Raw genomic sequence first — 22513 nt, forward strand, 5'->3', positions numbered from 1 at the left:
TTTTAGTCTATTTTCACCCTTTTCAATCGCAGAGCGTTTAAGAGGACGGAGACTGAACTCAGGCTCATGGCTGCTCCTGCTAGCATGGGATTGAGCAAGGGGCCACCGAACAAATGAAGAATCCCCATGGCAACTGGAATGCCCAATACATTGTAGGCAAAAGCCCAGAAGAGATTTTGTTTAATGGTTCGCATGGTTGCTCGGCTGAGCGTGAGGGCTCGCGGCACGTCTAACAAGTCACTCCGCATCAAGACCAGATCTGCTGACTCGATAGCCACATCGGTACCAGAGCCAATGGCTAGGCCCAAATCTGCCTGTGCCAAAGCAGGTGCGTCGTTAATGCCGTCTCCGACCATGGCCACTCGTTTACTCTCTGCCTGCAAGATTTGGACCTGACGGGCCTTGTCTTCTGGCAGGACATCGCTAATCACGCGGTCAATCCCGACTTCCTTGGCAATAGCCTGAGCAGTTTTCTCGTTATCACCTGTCAGCATGACCACTTCCACTCCTTGCTGACGCAGTTTGGCGATGGCTTGACGACTAGTGGGTTTTACCGTATCGGCTACGGCTATAAGTGCCAGAAGCTGACCTGCTTCTGCTAGATACATAGGAGTTTTGCCTTGACTGGCTAATCGCTCTGCCTGCTGGCTGGCAAGTGCCGTATCCACACCTGCCTCCACCATCAGCTTGGCATTCCCAAAGAAAATGGTCTGCTCTGCTATGGTCACCGACAAGCCTCGACCTGCATGGGCCTGGAAGTTGGTTGTCGGCAAGAGCTCCAAGTCCGCCTGCTTGGCCGCATCCAGAATGGCCTGGCCTAGAGGGTGCTCTGAGTTCTGCTCGCTGCTGGCTGCCAGCTGGAGTAGTTCCTGCTCTGTCCGATCCGAGAAGGAAATCAGGTCTGTCACCTGCGGCTGACCTTGGGTGATAGTTCCTGTCTTATCAAAGACCATGACCTCAACCTTGGGCAGGATTTCCAAGGCCTGACCGGACTTGAAGAGGACGCCGTTCTCCGCCCCCTTGCCAGTTCCGACCATGATTGCCGTTGGTGTCGCTAGGCCCAGTGCACAAGGACAGGCGATGACCAAGACCGAAATGGTGATAGACAGAGAGAAAATCCAGGAATGTTGCCCCAAGAGCAGCCAAGCTAGGCCTGAGAGGACCGCAAGACCCATGACAATAGGCACAAAGACCGCCGACACCTGATCGGCTAGCTTGGCAATGGGAGCCTTAGACCCCTGTGCTGCCTCAACCAACTGGATAATCTGAGCCAGACTGGTGTCCTGACCCACACGGGTTGCCTGGAAGCGAAAGGCACCGGTCTTATTGAGGGAGGCACCGACCACCTGATCTCCGACAGACTTGCTGACGGGCAGACTTTCACCTGTCAACATGGACTCATCGACAGTCGATTGCCCCTCAACTACCACACCGTCCACCGCAATTTTTTCACCTGGTCGGACGATGACAATGTCACCCACGACCACCTCTTCTAATGTCACCTGCACTTCCTGCTCATTACGCAGGACCTGAGCCGTCTTGGGTGCCAAGTCCATGAGGTGCTTAATAGCCTCTGACGTTCTCCCCTTGGACACGGCCTCCAGATACTTGCCTAGCGTAATTAGGGTCAAGATAACCGCCCCCGACTCAAAATAGAGTTCTGGGTGCCCGCCATGTCCCATCTCGACCGCATCTTGAGCGATTAAGGCAATCATGATAAGGCCTTGGGCAATAGCAGAGCTGGTACCAATGGCAATCAAGGAGTCCATATTGGGATGACCTGCTAGCAGGGTCTGAAAGCCCTTGGTAAAAAAGCTTCTTCCAAGATAAACCACTGGTAAAATCAGAATAAACTGAGCCAAGGCAAAAGTCATGGGTTCATGTAACCACTGGGGCAGGGGCAAGTTAACCATGGGACCCATGGCAATATACAATAAGGGGAGGGTGAAAACTACTGACCAGATAAAACGAGTCCAGAGGCTGGCAATTTTCTCATCCTGCCTGTCTGCCACCTTTTCCTGACTCTTTACTTCTGGCTTGATAGCCTTGTAGCCAGCCTGCTCAACAGCAGATAAAATGGCAGCCGCATTCAAGCGGTCCTTGTCATAGGTGATACTGGCCTTTTCTGTCGCAAGATTAACAGCCACTTCTTCTACACCAGCCAGTTTCCCTAGCGCCTTTTCTATCGTCATAGCACAGGAAGCACAGGTCATGCCTTCAATGGCATAGGTTTCTGTGATAAGATTGCGAACCAAACCATAACCTGCCTTTTCAACTGCTTGACCAATGTCGCTCAAACTCAAGACATTTTCATCAAAACTGACACTCAATTTTTCAGTTGCCAGATTGACGCTGGCTTCCTCTACTCCTGTCAATTTCCCGACAGCTTTCTCCACTGTCAGAGCACAAGAGGCGCAGGTCATGCCTGATACACTAATACTTTCTTTTTGCATTGTTCTCTCCTTTGACTACGTTTGTAATCACATTATACAAAATGTGACTACATTTGTAAACGAATTTGTTTTGAAAAAAGAGAGGTTGCCCTCTACTTCTTCTTAGCCAACATAGTCGCAAACCGCATTTTGAGGAAATTGCCATTCTCATCACGTTTATGTAGCTGACCAAAATCTTCATTGTACTTGACCAATTCCCAGTCACGATAGTATTCCTTCAACTCCCCTGCTCCAAAGGTAAAGGAGAAATTCATAGGACAGGGTGCATCTTCCGTATCCATGGCCGCCACAATCAAGTTGTAACCGCCCGGTCTTGTTCGTTCCTGCATATTTTGGATAATGGCGAGTACACGGTCACGCTCCAAGAACATGAAAACCACGGTTGAGATAATCCAGTCGTAGTCCTGCTCCAAACTGGCCGAGTTGATGTCATAGGTCCCAGCCTGCAAATCCAAATCTTCTGCTTCCTTGACCTGCAAGAGTGTCTGAATGCTCGGCACATGCTTATCAACTGCCGTCACCTCAAAACCCTGCTGGGCCAAGTAAAGACTGTTACGACCATGACCGCATCCCAAGTCCAAGACCTTACAAGGTTTGATAGTATGTAAGGCCTCCAAAACCTCCGAATGCGTCCGCGTGTAGCCGTACTTTTTAGCAAAATAATCCTCTGGCTGACAGAAAAATTCCAAGAAAAACTCAGTATCTTCTGTCAACAGGGTCACCCGATGCCAAGCCTGTGGCTCGACAAAGGGAACATCATCTATCGGACCATAGACAAATTCCCCTAAAATATCGTTATCATCTGAAATCGGCTCAAATTTGAGCTGACCTTTCAAGACTTTTATTTTAGCCCAAGTACCTACTTTGGTATTGTGCTTGGTTAAAAAATGCTGGGGAACCGTCTCCCGATTCCAAATGGGCATGCGTTTGTAAGGAACTAAAACTGTCATTATCTCTCCTTTTCCATGCTAATATTATAGAAAAACTTCATGAAGTTTGCAAGCAACAAAAGACCAGGATTTCTCCCAGTCTTAGCGACTATTGATAGCCTTCATGGTCCGCTTAATATCACGGTCTTGCTCACGGCGTTTGATGGACTCTCGCTTGTCATAATCGTGCTTCCCTTTGGCAAGCCCTATCAGGACCTTGGCAAAACCGTCCTTGATATAGACCTTGAGGGGCACCAGAGTCATCCCTGTTCCCTTGACCTCATTGCCCAGAGATTCGATTTGCTTCTTCCGCAAGAGCAACTTGCGGGTCCGCGTCGGCTCCTGGTTCCAGATATTGCCCTCATCGTAGGGAGCGATATGGACATTGACCAACCAAGCCTCACCCTGCTTGATCTGGGCAAAGCCGTCCTTGAGGTTGATCCGCCCCGCACGAATAGACTTAATTTCCGTTCCCGTCAGGACCATCCCCGCCTCCACTGTATCGACAATGGTATAGTCGTGGCGGGCTTTTTTATTCTGTGCAATCACATTGCCCTCACCCTTGGCCATGCCTATCTCCTTTTCTTATTCTTTTTCGTTACTTCTTTGTAAAATGGTTTCTTTTTCTTGTCTGGCTTACCAGCCTTAGACTTGTGGTCTTTCCCAGACTTGTGACGTCCGCTGTCGCGACCAACAGCTTCTTGTTTGTGGTGCTTGCCCCGTCCTCGCCCTGACCGATCATCACGGTCACGGTTGGAGTGACTAGCAGTTCTCCGCTTGGCTTTCAAAGCTTTTTCGACAATATCCAGCTCGGACGGCACGTGGGCAAAATCGATTTCCCCTGTCATCTTGTCCGCCCGCGTTAGCTTGATACGGATTGGCTGACCGACACGGAAGACACGACCTGATTTCTCACCCTGCAAGGTCAAAGTTCGCTCGTGGAACTGGTAGTACTCGTTGAGGTTGGTGACATGGATCAGGCCTTCAACTGTATTTGGCAACTCTACAAAGAGCCCAAACTTGACCACGCTAGACACGACTCCGTCAAACTCTTGCCCAACAAATTCTTGCATGAACTCTGCCTTCTTCATGGCTTCGACTTCCCGCTCTGCCTCAATGGCACGGCGTTCTAAACTGGACGAAGACTTGGCAAGCTCAGGAATAACCTGTTCAAAATGCTCTGCTTTTTCCGCAGGATTTTGACCATATTCCCGCACCATACGGTGAACCAGCAGGTCAGGATAGCGGCGGATAGGGCTGGTGAAGTGGGTGTAGAACTCGGCCCCCAGTCCGTAGTGGCCGTGGTTGTGCTCTGAGTAACGCGCCTGCTGCATGGAACGCAGCAACATCATGTTGAGGACATCCGCATAGGGTTCATCCTTGACCCGCTCCATAAGATCTTGAAGGGCATCCTGGCTGATAGAGCTAGCCGTACCGTAAACCGTCAGACCAAAGCTGGTCGCATAGTCAATAAACTTCTGCAACTTGTCTGACTTAGGATCCTCGTGGATCCGATAGATGAAAGACAAGTCCATCTTGGCAAAATGCTCGGCAACGCACTCGTTGGCCGCCAGCATGAAGGACTCAATCATCCGCTCGGCAATGCCTCGCTGGCGCAGTTGGATATCGACTGGCAGACCGTCCTTGTTGACGATAATTTTAGCTTCAGCTGTATCAAAGTTGAGAGCACCACGCTTATAGCGCATGGTTTCCAATGTTTCCTGGAGTTTGACCATGAGGTCCACACTCGGCACGATTGCCTTGTACTTGTCCAGCTTTTCCTGATTGCCTGCAATCATGTCATTGACATCGGAATAGGTCATGCGGAAGGTGGTTTTGATAACCGTTTGGCCAATCCAGTGCTTGACCACCTTGCCCTTACGGTCAATTTCCATAATAGCTGACTGGGTTAGACGGTCCACATTTGGATTAAGGGAGCAAATGCCGTTTGACAGGCGTTCTGGCAGCATTGGTACCACACGGTCGGTCACATAAACAGAAGTCCCACGCTTGACAGCTTCCTGGTCCAAGGCAGAACCTTCGGTCACATAGTAGCTGACATCAGCGATATGGACACCTAACTCCAGATTGCCATTCTTGAGTTGTTTGATATGGACCGCATCGTCCAAGTCCTTAGCATCCGCACCGTCGATAGTAAAGATGATCTCACCTCGCAGGTCCAAGCGTCCTTCAAAGTCCTTCTCAGACGGACTTTCTGGTACTCGGTTGGCCTCCGCCAAAACTTCATCAGGGAATTCCGACACGATATCCATGGATTCCAAAACTTCCAAGACATCGATCCCTACATCATCCTTATGCCCCACCACATCCCGAATGGTCGCAATAAAGTGGTCACGTTTCTTGTTTGGATAGGCTTCAATATCGACTTTTAGGATTTCCGTTCCGGTCAATACCAGAGGTGACTTCTTGATGTAAATCTTCTGAGCGATTTTCTGGTTTTTAGACTTGATGTAGCCTGCATATTCTGGCTTATCTTCGTCAAAGACAATTAGGCCCACCGCAGTTTTCAGGCTATGTTCTAAAATATCAATGACTTCCGCTTCCGCAGCCGTCCCCTTGAGCCTGTCCGCCACTTTCTTGATCGCCACTTCCACTCGGTCGCCCTCGATGGCAAAATTAACATCGTCACGACTGACAAAGAGATCATCTTCCTCCTCGTCAATGGTCACAAAACCAAAGCCTGACTTGTGGGCACGGAAAATGCCCTGCAAGGTTACTCTATTTCTAGTAACCTTGGGCGCTGGAAGAGCAATTCTTCCAGCTTGGTCGAAAACCAGTTTTCGCCGTCCTTCCATAGAAGAAACCAGCTTGACCAAATCTGTAAAGCTCTTCGCAGAACTAGCTCCAAACTGGTCTGCCAGCTGATCCATGGTCACAGGACCAACTTCTTTAATATAGTTAATAATTTCGTTTTTCATGTTGTATTTACCAGAGTGCTAGTTAAGAATCTAGCACTATTTCTCTTAGTGTGCGTTATATCCAGACGCAGTGGTTGATTGACAGATTTGTACGTGTTTCACACTCCAAATCTGATCTAATCAACTGTGCGGGGGTGGGCAGACGAACTCCTTTGCATTTGTCGAGTTCTGGCCCACTCCCAAAAAAATAGACCAAGAACAAGTCCCAGTCTGATTTATCTATCTACTTGAAATGATAACAAGTGCTAGCGCATCCAACATCCATAGGAAAATAAGGATAGCTGTAATACGTTGCATAACCGCTTCAAAACCACGCGCCTTTGTACGCTCAAACAAAGCACCACTAGTTGAGTCAAAGACATTGCTAGATTGGTTCTTAGCTGGTTGAATAAAAATCACTGCAATCAAAATAACAGATAAAATCAACAGAATTGTTAATAATGCTTGATACATATTTTTTTCACTTTCTACAATAACTTAACATATTATACCACAATACCTATTTGGTTTCAAGATGAAGGGTTACTTTTCTCTCTTTTGGACAGTATTTTAAGACTTCAATTTTATCTGGGTGATTTTTGGCATTCTTGCTAGTCAAGTAATTTTTACTTCCACACTCCGTACATTGCAAATTGATTTTAACTCTCACTAAATCTCCCTTACTTTCAAATAGTTTCTAAAATTGATAACAGACCAAACCAGATTGAAGAGGACAAGGCCACTGGACAAATAAAATACCCAATCATAACCCAGTTGACCTGCTACACTTGATCCCAACATGGGCCCGATAACAGACCCCATATTGTTAAAAATCTGATTATAAGAAAATATCCTGGAAATCCCCTCCTTAGGCGTCAGCTTTGTCAAAAGGGAATTGACCGAAGGTAGCAAGGCCCCCGTTCCAAATCCATAGAGGAACCGCAAAAGACCTAGTTGGAAGGGATTTTGAGCAAAGACGCAAAGAACGTTTATGAGTAGGCTATAGACCAAGGCCATTAGCAATAGTCTATGATTACCAATCTTATCACCTATTTTCCCAAGATATCCTGATGTCACTAGCGATGCCATACCAGGCAAGGAAATGATAAATCCAGCTACAAAAAGGAGATTGTCCGTCTGTCCCAAATGCCGCACATAAAGGGTCAAAATTGGCACCACAGCCTGAGCGGCCGCGATGATGACCATCGAGGTTACAAAAAGCCCCACCAACATCTGCTTATCCTTGACCTGTGCAAAGACCTCTTGAACAGACATAGCATCACCTTTTTTGACAGGAACAAAATCCTCACGAATGTAAAAAACGGTTAGCACGACGACCAAGGCATAAAGCAGACCGACCAGCAAGAAGACATTGTGGACACCAAACATCTCCGCCAGAATACCGCCTAGCGTTGGCCCAATCAAGTTACCCGCCACTGCCCCTGTTGACAAGGTTCCTAGGGCATAGCCTGTCTTATCTTTGGGCACCTGACTGGCAATCAGGGCTGTCGCATTGGGAATGTAACCTGTAAACATCCCGTTCAAGACCCGCAGGACAATCAGCCAAAAGACATTAGGCACAAAGGCCATACCACCCATAGTAAAAATCATGGCAAAGGCTGCTCGCACCATCATGGGCTTGCGACCGTAGCGGTCTGCCAAACTCCCCCAGATAGGAGCCATAACCGCCGCCGAAAAGGCATTGGCCGACACCGCCAAGCCCGCATAGTATTCTACCTGACCAGCTCCCACTCCCAGCTCCTCCACGAAGACCGAGATAAAGGGCATGACCAGGGTAAAGCTAACTCCCGTCAAAAAGTTACCCAGCCAAGCCACTTTCATATTTCGCTGCCAGTAATGACTACCTTCGTCCATCCTTCATTTCCTCCAAACCTTTGGCCACCTGCATCAAGGTCGCCTCCACTGCTCCGCTATTGTCAATCACAAACTGGGCCTTGCTCCGCTTTTCCTCTAAAGAAAGCTGAGCAGCCAGTCGATTTTCTGCATCTTGAGCTGAATAACCATTGCGCTTCATCAGCCGATCCAACTGCTGCGCTCTATCGACATAAACTAGCCAAACTTCATCTACTTCCCCGCTATAATCCGCCTCGTAGAGCAAAGGAATATCCATGAAAATTACATCCTCAGTCTGCTTGAGCGCATCCCTTCTAGCCAACAATTCTTGCCTGATAATTTGGTCCTGCAAGACAGACAAACGAGCTCGCAACTTGCTATCCGCAAAAACAGCCTGCCCCAGCTTGACCCTATCTAAATTTCCATCATCTGATAAGATGTCTTGACCAAACTCTTTCACCAAAACCTGATAGAGCTTGCCACCTTTGGCCTGCAACTCATGCACGACCGCATCCGCATCGATGACTGGATAACCTTGTTCTCTCAGAAAAGCTGTAACGGTTGATTTTCCAGAGGCGATGCCACCTGTTATTCCGATAACTTTAGCCATCTTTCACCTGACACTTGGGACAGAAATGTGTCCCACGACCGCCCAGCTGGATTTTGACAATCTCTGTCTGGCAACGGGGACAAGCCTGTCCTGTCTTTCCGTAAACTTGTAAATAATCCTGCATGTTCCCATCCATGCCCAAGGCATTTTTGTAGGTCCGAATGGTTGAACCACCTTTTTCAATACCCAGTTGTAAAACATCTATGGTGGCTTGACGGAGGTCCGCCACCTGCTCTGCCGACAACAGATTACTCGTCTGTGCAGGATGAACTTGGGCCTTAAACAAGACCTCATCGACATAAATATTTCCCAAACCAGCCACCAAAGACTGGTCCAAAAGATGCGACTTAATGGGCTTTTTCGACTTGGCTAACTTGACTGCAAATTCTTTTAAGTCAAAATCCGCTTCCGTCGGCTCAGGACCGATTTTGCGACTGAGAAAATAGGCTTCTACATCAGCCTTGCCCAGCAGCTCCATGGTCCCAAACTTGCGGACATCTTGATAGACCAAGGTTGAACCGTCCGTAAAGGTGAAAAAGGCATGAAAGTGCTTGTTGGCAGGCACCTGATCTGGAAAGAAATTGTATTTGCCCTCCATTCGCAAGTGGGAAATAAGGACATGATCCGTCAGGTAAATCAAGAGATACTTGCCTTGACGAGCCACATCTAAAATCTCCTGACCAATCAAGTCTTGGCAGAAAACAGTAGCACCAGTCTTAATCATGGGAGCATAGGCTACTTCTACCTTGGAAATAACCTTTCCCTTGACCAAACGATTCAAACCACGACGAACCGTCTCAACCTCAGGCAATTCGGGCAATGTACGATACCAAGAGCGTAAAAAGCGACTGAAAATTAGGAGAGCGACGCTGTGTGACTTGCACACAAGAAGCTCTATCTATTTGGGAGAGGGAAAGAACTCGAACAATCATAGAAGAACTTACCTCACATCCTTAAATCTAAGTTCGGGCTAAAATAGTCCACTGGACTATTTTACTCCCACCCCCACACAGCTCCAAAGGTTTGGGGAACCTTTGGAGGTTGGAAATAGTACGAACAGGGTTCGCTTCCTTAGTATAGGCCTGATTTGGAGTGTGGAACACGAACAAATCTGCCAATCAACTACTGTGCTGAGATGTTGACACTAACCTTAAATAGTGCAACAAACTACCTTTTCAAGTACGCAAACACTCGTCCTTTCTAATGAAATTACAATGTCAAAGAAAAATAGAAACATGACCGACGGTTCATCGGAACCTAGGTCATGGTTGTGATTTTCAAAGAGTCGTAGGCGGGTTCAAGACAACACCTAACCGGCTTTCCTTTCTCAACTAAATTTTTGATTGATAACCTGTTAATCACTAGTCAAATCTCGAACATAGTGAACTGTTCGGCTAACTTCACGGAAGCCATGCTTGATATGAAAATTCTGACTAAGTAGGTTATCTAATTCTGCATCAGACCCCAGTTGGCTTATACCACGGCTTTTAGCCCAACCTTCTGCAAAATGCAACAGTTCTTCTGCAATCCCTTGACTACGGTAATTCGGACTAATAAAAATTCCTTCTAAATAGGCCACTGGACTCGTCTGACAGCCTTCTACATAGTCCTGACGGAGCGACAAACTAATCCACGCTATCGGCTCCTCACTTTGAGAATAGTACAGAAACTCAAAAGGAAACTCATTATTTGAAAATTTCTCTATCAAAACTTGCTCACTTGTCTGCCAAACCTGACTTGCAAAGAGAGTCCAAGTAGGAAGAGATCGTTCAGTAACTGCTCTAATCGTCATTATATCTCACCGTAACGACGCAAAACACCACAAAAGTGGTGCTTCACGCTTGAAATTGATTCATTTCTATTCTGGTGAGACAAGTCACACCAGGCTACCTCGCTCTCTAGTTTTCAAGCTAGGTTCACACATGGTCACTTTCACATTTCTAGGTGACCAGCTGAAACAGTCTATTCACAGACTGTTTCACTCCCCCGGACCTTCCTCGCTCTCCAATTTCTTGGCTCGTTTTTTCACATGGTCACTTTCGCATTTATAGGTAACCTGCTGAAACAGTCTAATCCTAGACTGTTTCACTCCCCCGGACCTTCCTCGCTCTCCAGTTTTCAAGCTCGGGTTAACAATGTCCACTGGACATTGTTAATACTCTTTCTCATTATAGCCAAAGTCGGCGAGGTCGAGTTTTTTGTCACGCCAGTTTTTCTTGACCTTGACCCAGGTTTCGAGGAAGACCTTGTCGCCTAACATGAGTTCGATATCACGACGGGCCATGGAGCCGATTTTCTTGAGCATGGCTCCTTGCTTGCCGATGATAATGCCTTTCTGGCTATCACGCTCTACCATAATCGTCGCACGAATGTGAACCTTGTCAGTAAATTCATCACGTTTCATGGACTCGATGACAACGGCCACAGAGTGCGGAATTTCCTCACGAGTCAGGTGCAAAACCTTCTCCCGAATCATCTCAGACACCAAGAAGCGTTCTGGGTGGTCTGTGATTTGGTCCGCAGGGAAATATTGGAAACCTTCGTCTAGGTTTTCCTTGAGAATTTCCATGAGGCGGTTGACATTATTCCCTTGAGTAGCAGAAATAGGCACAATCTCCTTGAACTCCATCTGTTGACGGAAATCATCAATCTGTTCCAAGAGCTGGTCTGGATGAACCTTGTCAATCTTGTTAACAACGAGAATAACTGGAACCTTGGCCTGTTTAAGGCGTTCCATAATCATGTCGTCACCTTTGCCTCGCTTCTCATCCGCTGGCACCATAAAGAGGACCGTGTCCACTTCACGCAGAGTGCTATAGGCAGATTCCACCATAAAATCCCCCAAAGCCGTCTTTGGCTTGTGAATTCCCGGTGTGTCAATGAAGACAATCTGCTCTTCTTCTGTCGTATAAATCCCCATAATCTTGTTACGGGTGGTTTGAGCCTTATCGCTCATGATGGCAATTTTTTGCCCCATTACATAGTTGAGAAAGGTCGATTTCCCAACGTTTGGACGACCTAAAATCGCCACAAAACCTGACTTAAATGTCATGTATTCTCCTTATATTCTAAAAAATAAAGTCCCAAATTTTCGGCACAAAAATAATCAATCCTGTCAACAAGGCAAAGCCTGAAACAAACAAGACTGCCCCTGCTGCCATATCTTTTGCATTCTTTGCCAACATGGAAAAATGATAGTCCGACGCCAAATCCACCACATTCTCAATAGCCGAATTCACAATTTCAAAAGCGATAACCAGACTGATGCTAAGCAAGAGGAAGAGCCATTCTGTCACAGATACTTGGAAAATCAATCCCGCAAGTACAACTAGGACAGCTGAAGCCAGGTGCTTCTTCATATTGCGTTCTTCCTTGAAAGCAGTCAACAAACCTGTTACTGCAAATTCTAGACTAGCAATCAATTCTCGGTTTTTCCAGCGATTTTTTGAATTATTCTCTTGTAAGTCCATAGGCCGTCAAAATTTCTTCTTGTAAACCAAACATTTCTGCTTCTTCTTCTGGCGTATAATGATCATAGCCATTGATATGCAGAAAACCGTGTACAGCTAAAAAGCCCATTTCGCGCTCGTAGCTATGACCATAATCTTCTGCTTGCTCACGCACCTTATCGATAGAAATATACAATTCACCAATATAGGCATCGAAATCTTCCATCATTTCAGCCAATTCAGGATTGTCCAGTAAGTCTTCCTCATCAAAAACAATCTCCGACTCTGGCTTATATTCTAGGCTGACAACGTCTGTCGGACGGTCAATTCCTCGGTACTCCAAGTTAACCTCATGGACACGCTTATTGTCCACAAAGGTCACAGCCATTTCCTTATTCTGCTTGCCAATTTTTTCGGCAGCAAACTGAAGCAATTCCGTAATCTGCTCCTGCATCTGAGCAGAAACCTGCCCTGTTTCATCTATCATTTCAATATACATAATATTACGTTCCTTTTACAGTTCCATTATAACACAAAACCTATCAATGAGGAGTTTTTAGTGGTATAATATCCTCAGAAGCTATCAAAGGAATGGAAAATGTTACAAACACCGAAACATATTACAGCAATTATCGAAGCTCATTTGGACCAAATGACAAGGCTTGAAAAACAAGTAGCCAGCTACTTTACCCAGTTGGACCCTGCTAGTGCTGATCTCAGCCTTGAAAACACCACCCAAACCCTGCATATTTCCCCATCTGCTCTGACCAGGTTTGCTAAAAAATGTGGATTTTCTGGCTACAGGGAATTTGTTTTCGCATTTCAAAATAACCAGCAGTATTTGGATAAGCATTTTGAGAAATTGCAGCGCAGCCTGACGAAAAAAGTCTTGATCGACTACGAAGAAATCTTGACTGCCACCAACAATTTAGTGGATGAAGAAAAATTGGAAGAAATTGCCAAGCTCATTGACAGTAGCAAACGTGTCTACTTCTATGGTATAGGCAGTTCTGGCTTAGTGGCCATGGAAATCAAATCCCGTTTTATGCGACTGGGGGTCGTTTGTGATGCCATTACAGACAAAAACAACCTCATTTGGACAACCAATATCCTAGATCAGACCTGCTTGGTCATTGGACTCTCCTTGTCCGGTCAGACAGAAGAAGTCATCGAACACTTACACTTGGCTGCTCAGAAAGGGAGCACAACTGCCCTTCTAACCACCAAGACACCTTCTCAATCCCCCTTTGACCAAGTCATTCCAGTCGCCTCTGTCCGCCATCTCAACTATGGCAACCGTATTTCCCCTCAAATTCCCCTCCTCATCATGCTTGATGTTATCTACGCCTATTTTTTATCCATCGACAAGGACAGAAAAGAAAGTATTTTCAAACAAACCATCAAGAAATAAGCAGAAAAGGCACTACTGTATTTCAAGTAGTGCCTTTAATTAGTTAGCCGAAAAACGTGTCCCAATTAAATAATCATAGACATAGTCATTAACCTTTACATGCATGGCATCGTGGGCATATTCTGGTAAGATTTTCATTTCTTTTTCAACTTCCAGTCGATTGTAGATAGCAAATTGGGTTGATGGAGGACAAACGCCATCTTCTAAGCCTGTCACCATAGCTACCGGGCATGAAATCAAGTGAGCCAGATTTTTTGCATCAATATAGGATAGGGTTCGAAGAACCTCCTCTTCCCTTTCATGAAACGGATCTGAAAATTTGAAATATCGAAACAATTCGTCGTAGGCTTCACTATTGTTGCCAAGTTCCAAGACCCGTTTAAAGTCAGATAGGAAAGGATAGATAGCTACCGTTTTACTGATGTGGGGACTGAGAGCAGCCGCTACTAAAGCCAAGGCTCCTCCCTGTGAGGCACCGTAAGACACCAGGCGCTTCTGGTCAACAAAGTCCAAGCTGGCAATAATCTCAATCAGCTGATAGACATCCAGATAGACATCCTTATAAAACAAGTGTTCTGGTCCTTGCAACATCCCTCGAATAACCTGCCCCTTAACAGTAAGACCATCAAATTGCCCCAAATCCTGAGAACGCCCCGCCTGACCACGGACATCCATAGCTACTACCCCATAACCAGCTGCTAAAAATTTCAAGTTCTCAGACCAGTCGGGTCCTTGACCTTGGTAGCCATGGAAATAAAAGAGAACGGGAACAGCTTGCTCACTCTTTGGAAAGAGGCACTTGGCAAAAACCTTGGAGCCATTTGTACCCGTAAAGGTCAGTTCGTAGCAAGCTACATGAGGCAAGCCACATTCTTTTTCAAGTAATACATGGTTTGCTAGACCTGTCAACTGATTTTTTTCATTCTGCCAGAAAGCATCAAAATCTGCAGGGACTTCCTGCCGACCACGATAGGTCAGCATATCCTGCAAGGTCATATTATCAATCATCATTCAACCTCTCTACAACTAGAAAAAAGACGGAAAGCTTCCAAATCTAAAGGAGAAGAGAAAGGGAAGGAAGCTCTCCATCTTATCGTATATTATAGTAGCCCCTGCTTCTGTTGGAAGTGATAGAAGGCTCCCAGCATACCAGCAGCATTCTCATGCTCTGCAAAGGCCAGCTTGGTCTTGTCTGCTAGACTTGAAACCAGGTTTGCCTTCAGAGCTGCTTGGATTTTCTGATAAAGATACTCTTTTTGCGCCATAATACCACCGCCAAGAATAACCACTTCTGGATTGGCTACATAGCAGATATTGGCAATACCTTGACCAAGATAGTTGACCATTCGGTCAATGGCAGCAATACAGTGAGCATCTCCTGTCTTGGCTTCCTGGAAAATCTTATAGCCGTTCCAGTCTGCTGGATCCTGATCATGTAAACGAGCCACCTCTTGGACAAGAGCCGTCGTTGAAGCCAAGTCTTGGAAAGCCCCATCTGAAAGGTGGAGATAGCCGACCTCACAGGCTGAATTACTAAAGCCATGGAAAATTTGACCATCCACTAGCAAGCAACCTCCAATGCCCGTGCCAATGGTCAAGCAAATGGAAATCCGACTACCTTGACCAGCACCTGAAATACCTTCTGCTAGGCCCGCACAGTTCACATCGTTTTCAATCTCGCAAGGAAGTCCGAAAGTTGCTTCAATTTCAGACTTAAACTGGGTACCAGCATAGTTTGGAATTTGTGGCCCTGAGTAGAAGATCTCTCCCTTGTCAGGGTCAACCATCCCAGCCGAAGAAATGGCTACACCAGAAAGGGGGGCTTGGACATGGAAATCTGCCACTAGTTTTTTGACTGTCGCTAGGATATGGGGGCCACCCTTGTGGGCTTCCGTGTCTATCTTAAAACTTTCCAGGATCTGACCTACTTCATCCAGACGACCATATTTAATCTGAGTTCCGCCAATATCAATAGCAAGATAGGTTTTCATAGACACCTCCTAGGCACCAAATCTTTCCTTAGCATCACGAATGACCTGAGCTGCTTCTTGAGCAATGACCAAGTCTGCTTCCGTCAAGGCTGTCAGCGGTTCCCGAACAGAACCGATGTCCAAGCCATCATTGATACGGATGACTTCCTTGATGACTGCGTACATATGACCATGACCGGAAACCAGTTTACCAATAATAGTATTGATAGTCGCCTGCAATTGACGGGCTGTTTCCAAGTCCTTGTCCGCAATCAATTGGTTTAAACGCAGGAAGAGTTCTGGCATAGCACCATAGGTACCCCCAATTCCACCCTTAGCGCCCATGAGGCGACCACCTAAGAATTGCTCATCTGGACCATTGAATACCACATAGTCTTCACCGCCTAGACTGACAAAGGTATCAATATCCTGAACTGGCATAGAGGAATTCTTCACCCCAACCACTCGTGGATTTTTCAGCATTTCCTTATAGAGACTTGGTGTCAAGGAAACACCAGCCAGTTGCGGAATATTGTAGATAATGAAATCAGTGTTTGGTGCAGCTGCACTAATACCGTTCCAGTAAGCAGCAATGCTGTACTCTGGCAAACGGAAGTAAATCGGTGGGATGGCTGCAATAGCATCAACACCCAATTCTTCCGAATGACGAGCCAGCTCCACACTGTCCTTCAAATTGTTGCAGGCCACATGGTTGATAATGGTCAATTTACCCTTGGCAACTTCCATGACCGCTTCAAGAATTTGCTTGCGGTCTGCCACACTTTGGTAAATACATTCACCAGATGAACCGTTGACATATAGCCCTTGAACACCCTTGTCAATGAAATACTGAACCAGGGCTTTTACACGTTCTGAACTAATCTCACCAGCCTCGTCATAACAGGCATAGAAGGCTGGGATAATTCCATGATATTTCGATAAATCTTTCATTCTAATTCCTTTTTAACTGTTTTTATTCTTGACCCAAATTCTCTAATGAATAGAAAAGATAGGCCAGCGTAGGCAAAAAATAGCAGACAAACCAGACCGATTAAAAATGTCAGGTCTGAATAAAAGAGGATAGTAGCTACAAGTAAAAAGACCAGACCAACCATAGCGGTCAAGGACAACATATTCCCAAGACATAAAATTCCTTTTAGGAATAAGTCTTTCAACTGCAAATCAAATCGACTGGCTAACGGGTAGATATAGACCCAAAGTAGCTGACTAAAGAGCAGGATGGCAATACAGCTTGCACGAAAACTGTCAAATACCAGACCAGCCTGTCCCCAAATCAGATATAAATCCAAGAGACAAAATGTCGTTAACCCAATTTCTACCAGTGACAAGACCAGACCCTGTTTCCACTGGCGACCAAAATGACGCCAGTAGGTCGACCAGACCTTGATTTTTCCTTCTTCATTCATGTCCCATAAACTCGCTTGGAGGGCTAGTTTGGCAATTCCCAAGGTAAAAAGAGGAAGACTTGCCAAAACAGTTAAGCCATTTAAGAGCATGAGATCAAAGAGTTTTTCTACCAGTTGCCAAGCTGGATGATTAACATCAAACAAGGACTGAACCAGTGTTCTACCACCCTTTCCTTTCATTCACATCCTCCCCTTTCTATTTTCTTATTGAGAACTAGTCGTCTAGTAAGACTTTAATGACAAACTTACGGACAGTCTTTTGTCCACCTGCCCATTGGTTTGGTTGATGAACCTCACCAGGTAGGAAAATGGCAAAGTAATTCCCATCAAGTAGGCAATCCACCCATTTTTCACTCGGAACAAAACCGATATCACTTGCTGGATCAAAACCAGTATCTTCTCCAACCAGACGACAACCGTAAGAAATTTGTTCCTGTCCACTGATAATAAAATGGATGTCAGCGTATGAACGATGGTATTCAAATTCCTCCTTGAACTCTTCAGATAGAGTATTTTCCTGAAGGAAATAATAGACATCCTGACCAGCGATTTCATACCTACCTAGGTCCTGCTCGCGAAAATCACCCTTTTCCAGAACAGCCAAGGCAAGATCCAAGTTGGGATGTAGTCCCTTATATTGTGAACAATTGTCAATATGATCATAAATCATAGTTCTTTCTCCATGAATTAACCAGATTCTTATCCCTTAACTGCTCCCATGGTGATACCTTGAGTAAAGGATTTTTGGAAGACAAGGAAGACAGTAACAATTGGTACTGCAGCCATTGCCGCTCCCGCCATGATAACACCATAGTTGGTTGCCATTTCAGCCTGCATAGTCGCAACACCTAGCGAAATGGTCAAATTCTGACGAGAAGTCAACATAACCAACTGCATGAAATAGTCATTCCATGAGTTGATGAAGGTGAAGATAGCCAAGGCTGCAAAACCTGGTTTGACAATTGGAAAGGCAACATTCCAGAAGGTTGACAGCTCACCACAACCATCAATCTTAGCAGATTCCAAGAGCTCTGTCGGAATATTTTCTGAGAATTGCTTCATCAAGAATACACCGAATGGCCAGCCAACTAAAGGTAGAATAACTGCCGCTAAGGTATCATGAATCCCCATAAAGTTGATAATCCGTACCAGAGGCACAAGCACAACCTGCTTAGGAAGAGCCATGGCAGCGATGAAGATTGAGAACAAAATCCGCTGTCCGTAGAACCGTTTCTTAGCCAAGACATAACCAGCTAGAGAAGAGGTCATACAAACCAAAATCATGGTCGCCAAGGAAATAAAGACTGAGTTCCATAGCCACTGTAAGGCTGGGTTTTGAACCGTCAACTTGGTAAAGTTTTCTAGCGTTGGCTGGGTTGGCCACCACTGAGGCGGAATCACAATGGTATGAGGTTGTGACTTAAAGGCCCCTGTCATAATCCAATAGAAAGGGAATATGAAAAGGATGGTCAACAAGAGCAAGATAATCGTTGAAATAACACCAAAGGGTGTAATGGTTTTCTTTTTCATAGTTTCCTCCTTTCTAGTATTCCACATCATTACCCAAAATCTTGAATTGGGCAAAGGAAATCAGTGCAATCATGACTGCCAGGAAAACACCCATAGTGTTTGCATAACCATACTCAGACAGCTTGAAGGCTTTTTCGTACAAGTAGTACATGAGGGTGGACGTTGAATAGTTAGGTCCACCTGAGGTCAAGAGCTGAATAAGGGCAAAACATTGGAAGGAGTTAATGGTTGTAATAACTGCGATATAAAGAGTGGTTGGTAAGAGGCTTGGCCATTTGATTTGCCAGAAAACCTGATGTTCGTTGGCACCGTCCACACGCGCAGCTTCTACCAAGGAATTATCAATATTTCCAAGAGCTGCAATGTAAAGAATAATCGGCTGACCAACTGAAGTTGTTAAGAGGATAATAATGATGGCCAACAAGGCCCACTGCTTATCCCCTAACCAACTGATATTTTGTTCAATAAGGCCACCTGATTTCAAAACAAAGTTCAAGATACCTGACAGGGGATCGTAAATCCATTTCCAAACAACCGTTACAGCAACGGAACCCGTTACAACAGGCAGGAAGAAGACTGCACGGTAGAAAGAGCGAGCGATGACATTCTTTTCATAGGTCTGCGAAGCGACAAAGACTGAAAAGAAGACAACTACTGGCACTGAGCCAACCACGATAATCAATGTGTTAATCAGAGATTTGATAAAGATCGGATCATTAAACATCCGTACATAGTTATCAAGTCCAACAAAGGTGAAATCTGTCATGGTATAGTTAAAGAAACTGGTGACAAATCCCATAATCATTGGAGCTAGTACAAAAATGGTGAAGAAAATGAGAATAGGAGCCAAGAAGGTATAGGATACAATAGTCTCCCGCATTCTAATCTTATTTATCTGCACTTAAAACACCTCCAGTCTATTCGGAATCATTCATTATGAAAATCAAAATACCTACTGAAAATATTTTTTTGATTTTCACAAAGCATGAAAGGAAGAGCTCCCTTTCCATATCTTTGTAGTAACTGACAGAGAAAAGGAGCCTCATTCAATTCATTTATTTAATGGTTGCGTTTGCTTGCTCAGTGAATTCTTTCAAAGCAGCCTCTGCTTCTTTTTCGCCATTTGATACAGCTTGAAGCATTGGGAACCAAAGAGTTCTCATTTCAGCAAATCCATCAATTGTGTTGTAGTATGGTGAGTAGTAACCAGTCCACTCGTCAATAGTAGCCATACGTTCGTCATCATAGAGAGCACCAAATGATGTACGAACTGGGAAGGCACCTGTACGAACAACGTTCTTAGGACCCCATTCTTTGTCATCTGCGATGAACTGGATGAATTTCTTAGACGCTGCTACACGTGCTTCGTCGCCATTATTAAAGACTGCAAAGCCGTTTACAAGGTATTCAAGAGCTGCTTTACCATCTTCAGATGGGAATGGTACTTCAAGAACTTCTACTTTAGATGCTTCTAACAATTGTCCTTGGATACCATTTTGAGCAGGTCCCCAAAGGATAGTGTAAGAAGTTTGACCATTTGCAAAGTTTTGGATGTCATCGCCACCTGCGTATTGAGAGCCGTTCATCATGTAGCCGTCTTTAATCCAGCCAGCCGCCTTATCCAAGGCTTTGATCATTTGCTCTGAATCAGTTGTATACTTAGTTACGCCTTCGTCTGTGATGCTACCACTGTAAAGGTTTGCCAAGAAGGCACGAGTACCTTGGTCGCCACCTTGACCGTTAGAGAAGAGGGAACCAGGGTTGTAACCCTTGTCTTTCAAAGCCTTGATAACTTTTTCAAAGTCGTCAGTTGTCCAGCCATCTTTGACAAGGTCAAGAACACCAGCATCTTTCAACATCGCTTTGTTGAAGGCCATATAGAATGGAGCAGAGCTAAGTGGGTACATGTAGGCAGTATCACCAGCCTTAGATGCTTGAATGATGTTATCGTTGTTCACATCTTTGACAAATTCATCTGTGAAGAGATCATTCAATTCAGCCAATTTGCCATTTTTTCCGTAGGTAATGATACGACCTGGTGCATCAAAGAGAACGTCTGGAGCAGTACCTGCTTCGATAGCAGTCGTGATTTTTTCTGGTCCAGATGTAAAATCGATGGTTTCCAGTTTTACAGTAATGTCTGGGTTAGCTTCCTCAAAAGCAGCAATAATTTTTTGCTCATAGGTACCAACACCGTCTTCTGTATTCTCTTGTGTGAATACTGGGAAAGCCCACCAAGTGATTTCTGTCTTACCAGAAGCACTTGATTCAGCTGTTTTTTCAGCAGTTGTATTACTGCTACCACCACTACATGCTGCGAGTGACAAAACTGCCACACCAGCTAACAATGAATGTATGATTTTTTTCATCATTCTTCTCCTTTATTTTTTTGCTTCCCCATATGGGGTTATTAGACTATGTAACTATTTTTTCAGAGCCTGGATAAACCGCTCCGCTATTTCCTTAGGACGGGTAATGGCTCCGCCAACGACGATACCTGCCACACCTAAATCGTGAATGGTTCTAGCTTGATCTGGATAGTGGATTTTTCCTTCTGCGATGACATCAATCCCAGCACGACAAAGTCGGTCAACCAACTCAATATCTGGTCCATCTTCTTGTCGGCTATAGGATGTGTAGCCTGATAGGGTCGTTCCAACAAAATCAATACCTGCCTCGTAGGCTGTCACACCTTCTTCATAGGTGGAAATATCTGCCATGAAGAGTTGATGTGGATATTTTTCCTTGATTTGCTTGATGAAATCAACGATGTCCAAGCCATCATAACGCTCACGTTTAGTACAATCCAGGGCAATAACTGCAATGTCTAGCTCAGCTAGCTCGTCCACCTCTCTCATCGTTGCCGTAATGAAAGGCTCCTGAGGAGGGTAATCTCTCTTGATAATTCCGATAATAGGTAAATCGGTTACTTCCTTGATTTCTTTAATATCTCGAACACTGTTTGCTCGAATACCTACAGCACCCGCTTCCTGGGCTGCTTTGACCAATAGAGGAATAACACCGCCTTCTTCACTATATAAAGGCTCACCTGGTAAAGCTTGACAGGAAATAATAATGCCATCTTTAATTTGTTCTTTTAAGGCTTCTTTGCTGATGGTAGCCATTCATTTCTCCTTTCTATTACCGGATCCGAGTTAGCGCTTACATTATTATTATACAATATATTGACATCTTTTCAACAGACTTTTACATTTAAATTTTAATTTCTGTCTGAATAAAGAAAAGGGGATTTTTTGAAACTACTTTCTATTTTCTAACTTTTTTATAAAAATAGTTTCACTTGCTAAAATTGAAAAACCAGCCGGCTAGTCCGACTGGCTTTCACTCTATTCTATTTACTCAATTCTCCAAAGCATAAGGCTGCAATTCGGGATTGATTGGGGTGTTAATCAGGTTATTTGCATAGTTACAGAGGGTCGCTAGACTAACACCAAGCACTACATCCAAGGCATTCTCTGCGGTATAGTCTGCTTGGAAAAATTCTTCTTGCAACTGGTCGCCGACCTTGCCTTTTTCATGGATAACTGCCAAGGTAAAGCGAGCCAATGTATCCAATTTCGCATCTGCCTCAATAGGTGTCCCCTGACGAAGGGCCTGTAAAATTTCATCCGGCATTTTTATCTGCTTGATTGAAATGGCCGTATGACCAGCTACACAGAAGCCGCAACCATTAGCAACCGCTGCTGTAATTTGTACTACTTCGCGTTCAGTCGGTGTTAGACTATTGCGACGGTTAATACCTCCTACAGTTTGATAGGTTTCCAAGGCTGTTGGAGAGTTGGCCAAAAGTCCAATCAAGTTGGGGATGTAGCCACCATTATTTTTCTTGACCGTTTCCAAATTTTCTTTCAAATCAGGTCTAACAGTGTCCAAGGTATGAATTGGGAAAAATGTTTGTGTCATAGGGGTACTCCATTTCATGATTTTTCATGACAGTCATT

At 45.0% G+C, this 22513-nt stretch carries 24 protein-coding genes; 1 reads left to right on the forward strand and 23 read right to left on the reverse strand.

Translation table 11 applies throughout. The annotated features are described in order from the left end of the window. Window positions 1-2 precede the first annotated feature (2 nt). The 13 genes from RFK25_RS03725 to ybeY all read right to left on the reverse strand — a co-directional run bounded on the left by RFK25_RS03725 (window position 3) and on the right by ybeY (window position 12712). Window positions 3-2453: a heavy metal translocating P-type ATPase gene (locus RFK25_RS03725; protein WP_332411584.1), complete on the reverse strand. Its 2451-nt coding sequence runs from the start codon at window positions 2451-2453 to the stop codon at window positions 3-5. A gap of 92 nt (window positions 2454-2545) precedes the next feature. Then, window positions 2546-3403, reverse strand: coding sequence for an SAM-dependent methyltransferase TehB (tehB, locus tag RFK25_RS03730; RefSeq protein ID WP_332411585.1), 858 nt, complete (start codon window positions 3401-3403; stop codon window positions 2546-2548). An 81-nt stretch (window positions 3404-3484) separates the two neighbouring features. Next, complete coding sequence (gene smpB, locus RFK25_RS03735; protein WP_002935771.1) at window positions 3485-3952, reverse strand: SsrA-binding protein SmpB; 468 nt, start codon at window positions 3950-3952, stop codon at window positions 3485-3487. A gap of 2 nt (window positions 3953-3954) precedes the next feature. Further along, entirely contained in the window at window positions 3955-6321 is a 2367-nt protein-coding gene (gene rnr / locus RFK25_RS03740; protein ID WP_332411587.1) for a ribonuclease R, read from the reverse strand. Between the two features lie 219 nt (window positions 6322-6540). Next, window positions 6541-6774 carry a preprotein translocase subunit SecG gene (secG, locus tag RFK25_RS03745; RefSeq protein ID WP_105207037.1) on the reverse strand — a complete coding sequence of 78 codons (234 nt, stop codon included), beginning with the start codon at window positions 6772-6774 and terminating at the stop codon, window positions 6541-6543. Window positions 6775-6820: 46 nt separating this feature from the next. Beyond that, complete coding sequence (rpmG, locus tag RFK25_RS03750) at window positions 6821-6970, reverse strand: 50S ribosomal protein L33 (RefSeq protein WP_105207038.1); 150 nt, start codon at window positions 6968-6970, stop codon at window positions 6821-6823. Then, on the reverse strand, window positions 6970-8175 hold the full coding sequence (locus RFK25_RS03755; protein ID WP_332411588.1) for a multidrug efflux MFS transporter: 1206 nt from the start codon (window positions 8173-8175) through the stop codon (window positions 6970-6972). Before RFK25_RS03755 ends, rpmG begins: the two co-directional genes overlap by 1 nt. Next, window positions 8162-8764: a dephospho-CoA kinase gene (gene coaE / locus RFK25_RS03760; protein ID WP_332411589.1), complete on the reverse strand. Its 603-nt coding sequence runs from the start codon at window positions 8762-8764 to the stop codon at window positions 8162-8164. The genes RFK25_RS03755 and coaE overlap by 14 nt, the downstream gene beginning before the upstream one ends. Further along, window positions 8757-9584: a DNA-formamidopyrimidine glycosylase gene (gene mutM, locus RFK25_RS03765; RefSeq protein WP_332411639.1), complete on the reverse strand. Its 828-nt coding sequence runs from the start codon at window positions 9582-9584 to the stop codon at window positions 8757-8759. Before mutM ends, coaE begins: the two co-directional genes overlap by 8 nt. 534 nt (window positions 9585-10118) lie before the next feature. Continuing rightward, a complete protein-coding gene (locus RFK25_RS03770) occupies window positions 10119-10556 on the reverse strand; it encodes a GNAT family N-acetyltransferase (RefSeq protein WP_332411590.1) in 438 nt (145 codons plus the stop codon). Window positions 10557-10916: 360 nt separating this feature from the next. Then, entirely contained in the window at window positions 10917-11816 is a 900-nt protein-coding gene (era, locus tag RFK25_RS03775) for a GTPase Era (RefSeq protein WP_222330303.1), read from the reverse strand. A 16-nt stretch (window positions 11817-11832) separates the two neighbouring features. Then, window positions 11833-12234, reverse strand: coding sequence for a diacylglycerol kinase family protein (locus tag RFK25_RS03780; protein WP_012027339.1), 402 nt, complete (start codon window positions 12232-12234; stop codon window positions 11833-11835). Beyond that, window positions 12215-12712, reverse strand: coding sequence for an rRNA maturation RNase YbeY (gene ybeY / locus RFK25_RS03785; protein WP_172024105.1), 498 nt, complete (start codon window positions 12710-12712; stop codon window positions 12215-12217). Before ybeY ends, RFK25_RS03780 begins: the two co-directional genes overlap by 20 nt. A gap of 99 nt (window positions 12713-12811) precedes the next feature. Here ybeY and RFK25_RS03790 point away from each other — a divergent pair, with 99 nt between their 5' ends. After that, entirely contained in the window at window positions 12812-13624 is an 813-nt protein-coding gene (locus RFK25_RS03790; RefSeq protein WP_332411594.1) for a MurR/RpiR family transcriptional regulator, read from the forward strand. 39 nt (window positions 13625-13663) lie between these two features. Here RFK25_RS03790 and RFK25_RS03795 read toward each other — a convergent pair whose 3' ends face one another. From RFK25_RS03795 to RFK25_RS03840, 10 genes are all read right to left on the reverse strand, one after another. Next, the gene (locus RFK25_RS03795; RefSeq protein ID WP_332411640.1) at window positions 13664-14632 is read right to left on the reverse strand and encodes an alpha/beta fold hydrolase; all 969 of its coding nucleotides are present in this window, start codon (window positions 14630-14632) and stop codon (window positions 13664-13666) included. Window positions 14633-14724: 92 nt separating this feature from the next. After that, a complete protein-coding gene (locus RFK25_RS03800) occupies window positions 14725-15615 on the reverse strand; it encodes an ROK family protein (RefSeq protein ID WP_332411596.1) in 891 nt (296 codons plus the stop codon). 9 nt (window positions 15616-15624) lie between these two features. After that, window positions 15625-16545 carry a dihydrodipicolinate synthase family protein gene (locus RFK25_RS03805; RefSeq protein ID WP_172053155.1) on the reverse strand — a complete coding sequence of 307 codons (921 nt, stop codon included), beginning with the start codon at window positions 16543-16545 and terminating at the stop codon, window positions 15625-15627. Then, window positions 16542-17201 (reverse strand): YesL family protein, encoded by a 660-nt coding sequence (locus RFK25_RS03810; protein WP_332411601.1) that lies wholly within the window; start codon window positions 17199-17201, stop codon window positions 16542-16544. The genes RFK25_RS03805 and RFK25_RS03810 overlap by 4 nt, the downstream gene beginning before the upstream one ends. 34 nt (window positions 17202-17235) lie before the next feature. Further along, the gene (locus RFK25_RS03815) at window positions 17236-17691 is read right to left on the reverse strand and encodes a YhcH/YjgK/YiaL family protein (protein ID WP_332411604.1); all 456 of its coding nucleotides are present in this window, start codon (window positions 17689-17691) and stop codon (window positions 17236-17238) included. 29 nt (window positions 17692-17720) lie between these two features. Further along, on the reverse strand, window positions 17721-18551 hold the full coding sequence (locus RFK25_RS03820; RefSeq protein ID WP_029187785.1) for a carbohydrate ABC transporter permease: 831 nt from the start codon (window positions 18549-18551) through the stop codon (window positions 17721-17723). A 13-nt stretch (window positions 18552-18564) separates the two neighbouring features. Next, on the reverse strand, window positions 18565-19452 hold the full coding sequence (locus RFK25_RS03825) for a carbohydrate ABC transporter permease (RefSeq protein WP_024380549.1): 888 nt from the start codon (window positions 19450-19452) through the stop codon (window positions 18565-18567). A 154-nt stretch (window positions 19453-19606) separates the two neighbouring features. Then, the gene (locus RFK25_RS03830) at window positions 19607-20920 is read right to left on the reverse strand and encodes an ABC transporter substrate-binding protein (protein WP_332411606.1); all 1314 of its coding nucleotides are present in this window, start codon (window positions 20918-20920) and stop codon (window positions 19607-19609) included. Between the two features lie 54 nt (window positions 20921-20974). Beyond that, entirely contained in the window at window positions 20975-21676 is a 702-nt protein-coding gene (locus RFK25_RS03835) for an N-acetylmannosamine-6-phosphate 2-epimerase (protein ID WP_248051033.1), read from the reverse strand. A gap of 235 nt (window positions 21677-21911) precedes the next feature. Continuing rightward, window positions 21912-22475, reverse strand: a complete 564-nt coding sequence (locus tag RFK25_RS03840; RefSeq protein ID WP_332411608.1) for a carboxymuconolactone decarboxylase family protein — start codon at window positions 22473-22475, stop codon at window positions 21912-21914. Between the last annotated feature and the right edge of the window lie 38 nt (window positions 22476-22513).

This window comes from Streptococcus sp. SS-4456 (assembly GCF_036680365.1).
In the GTDB taxonomy this organism is placed as follows: Bacteria; Bacillota; Bacilli; order Lactobacillales; family Streptococcaceae; genus Streptococcus.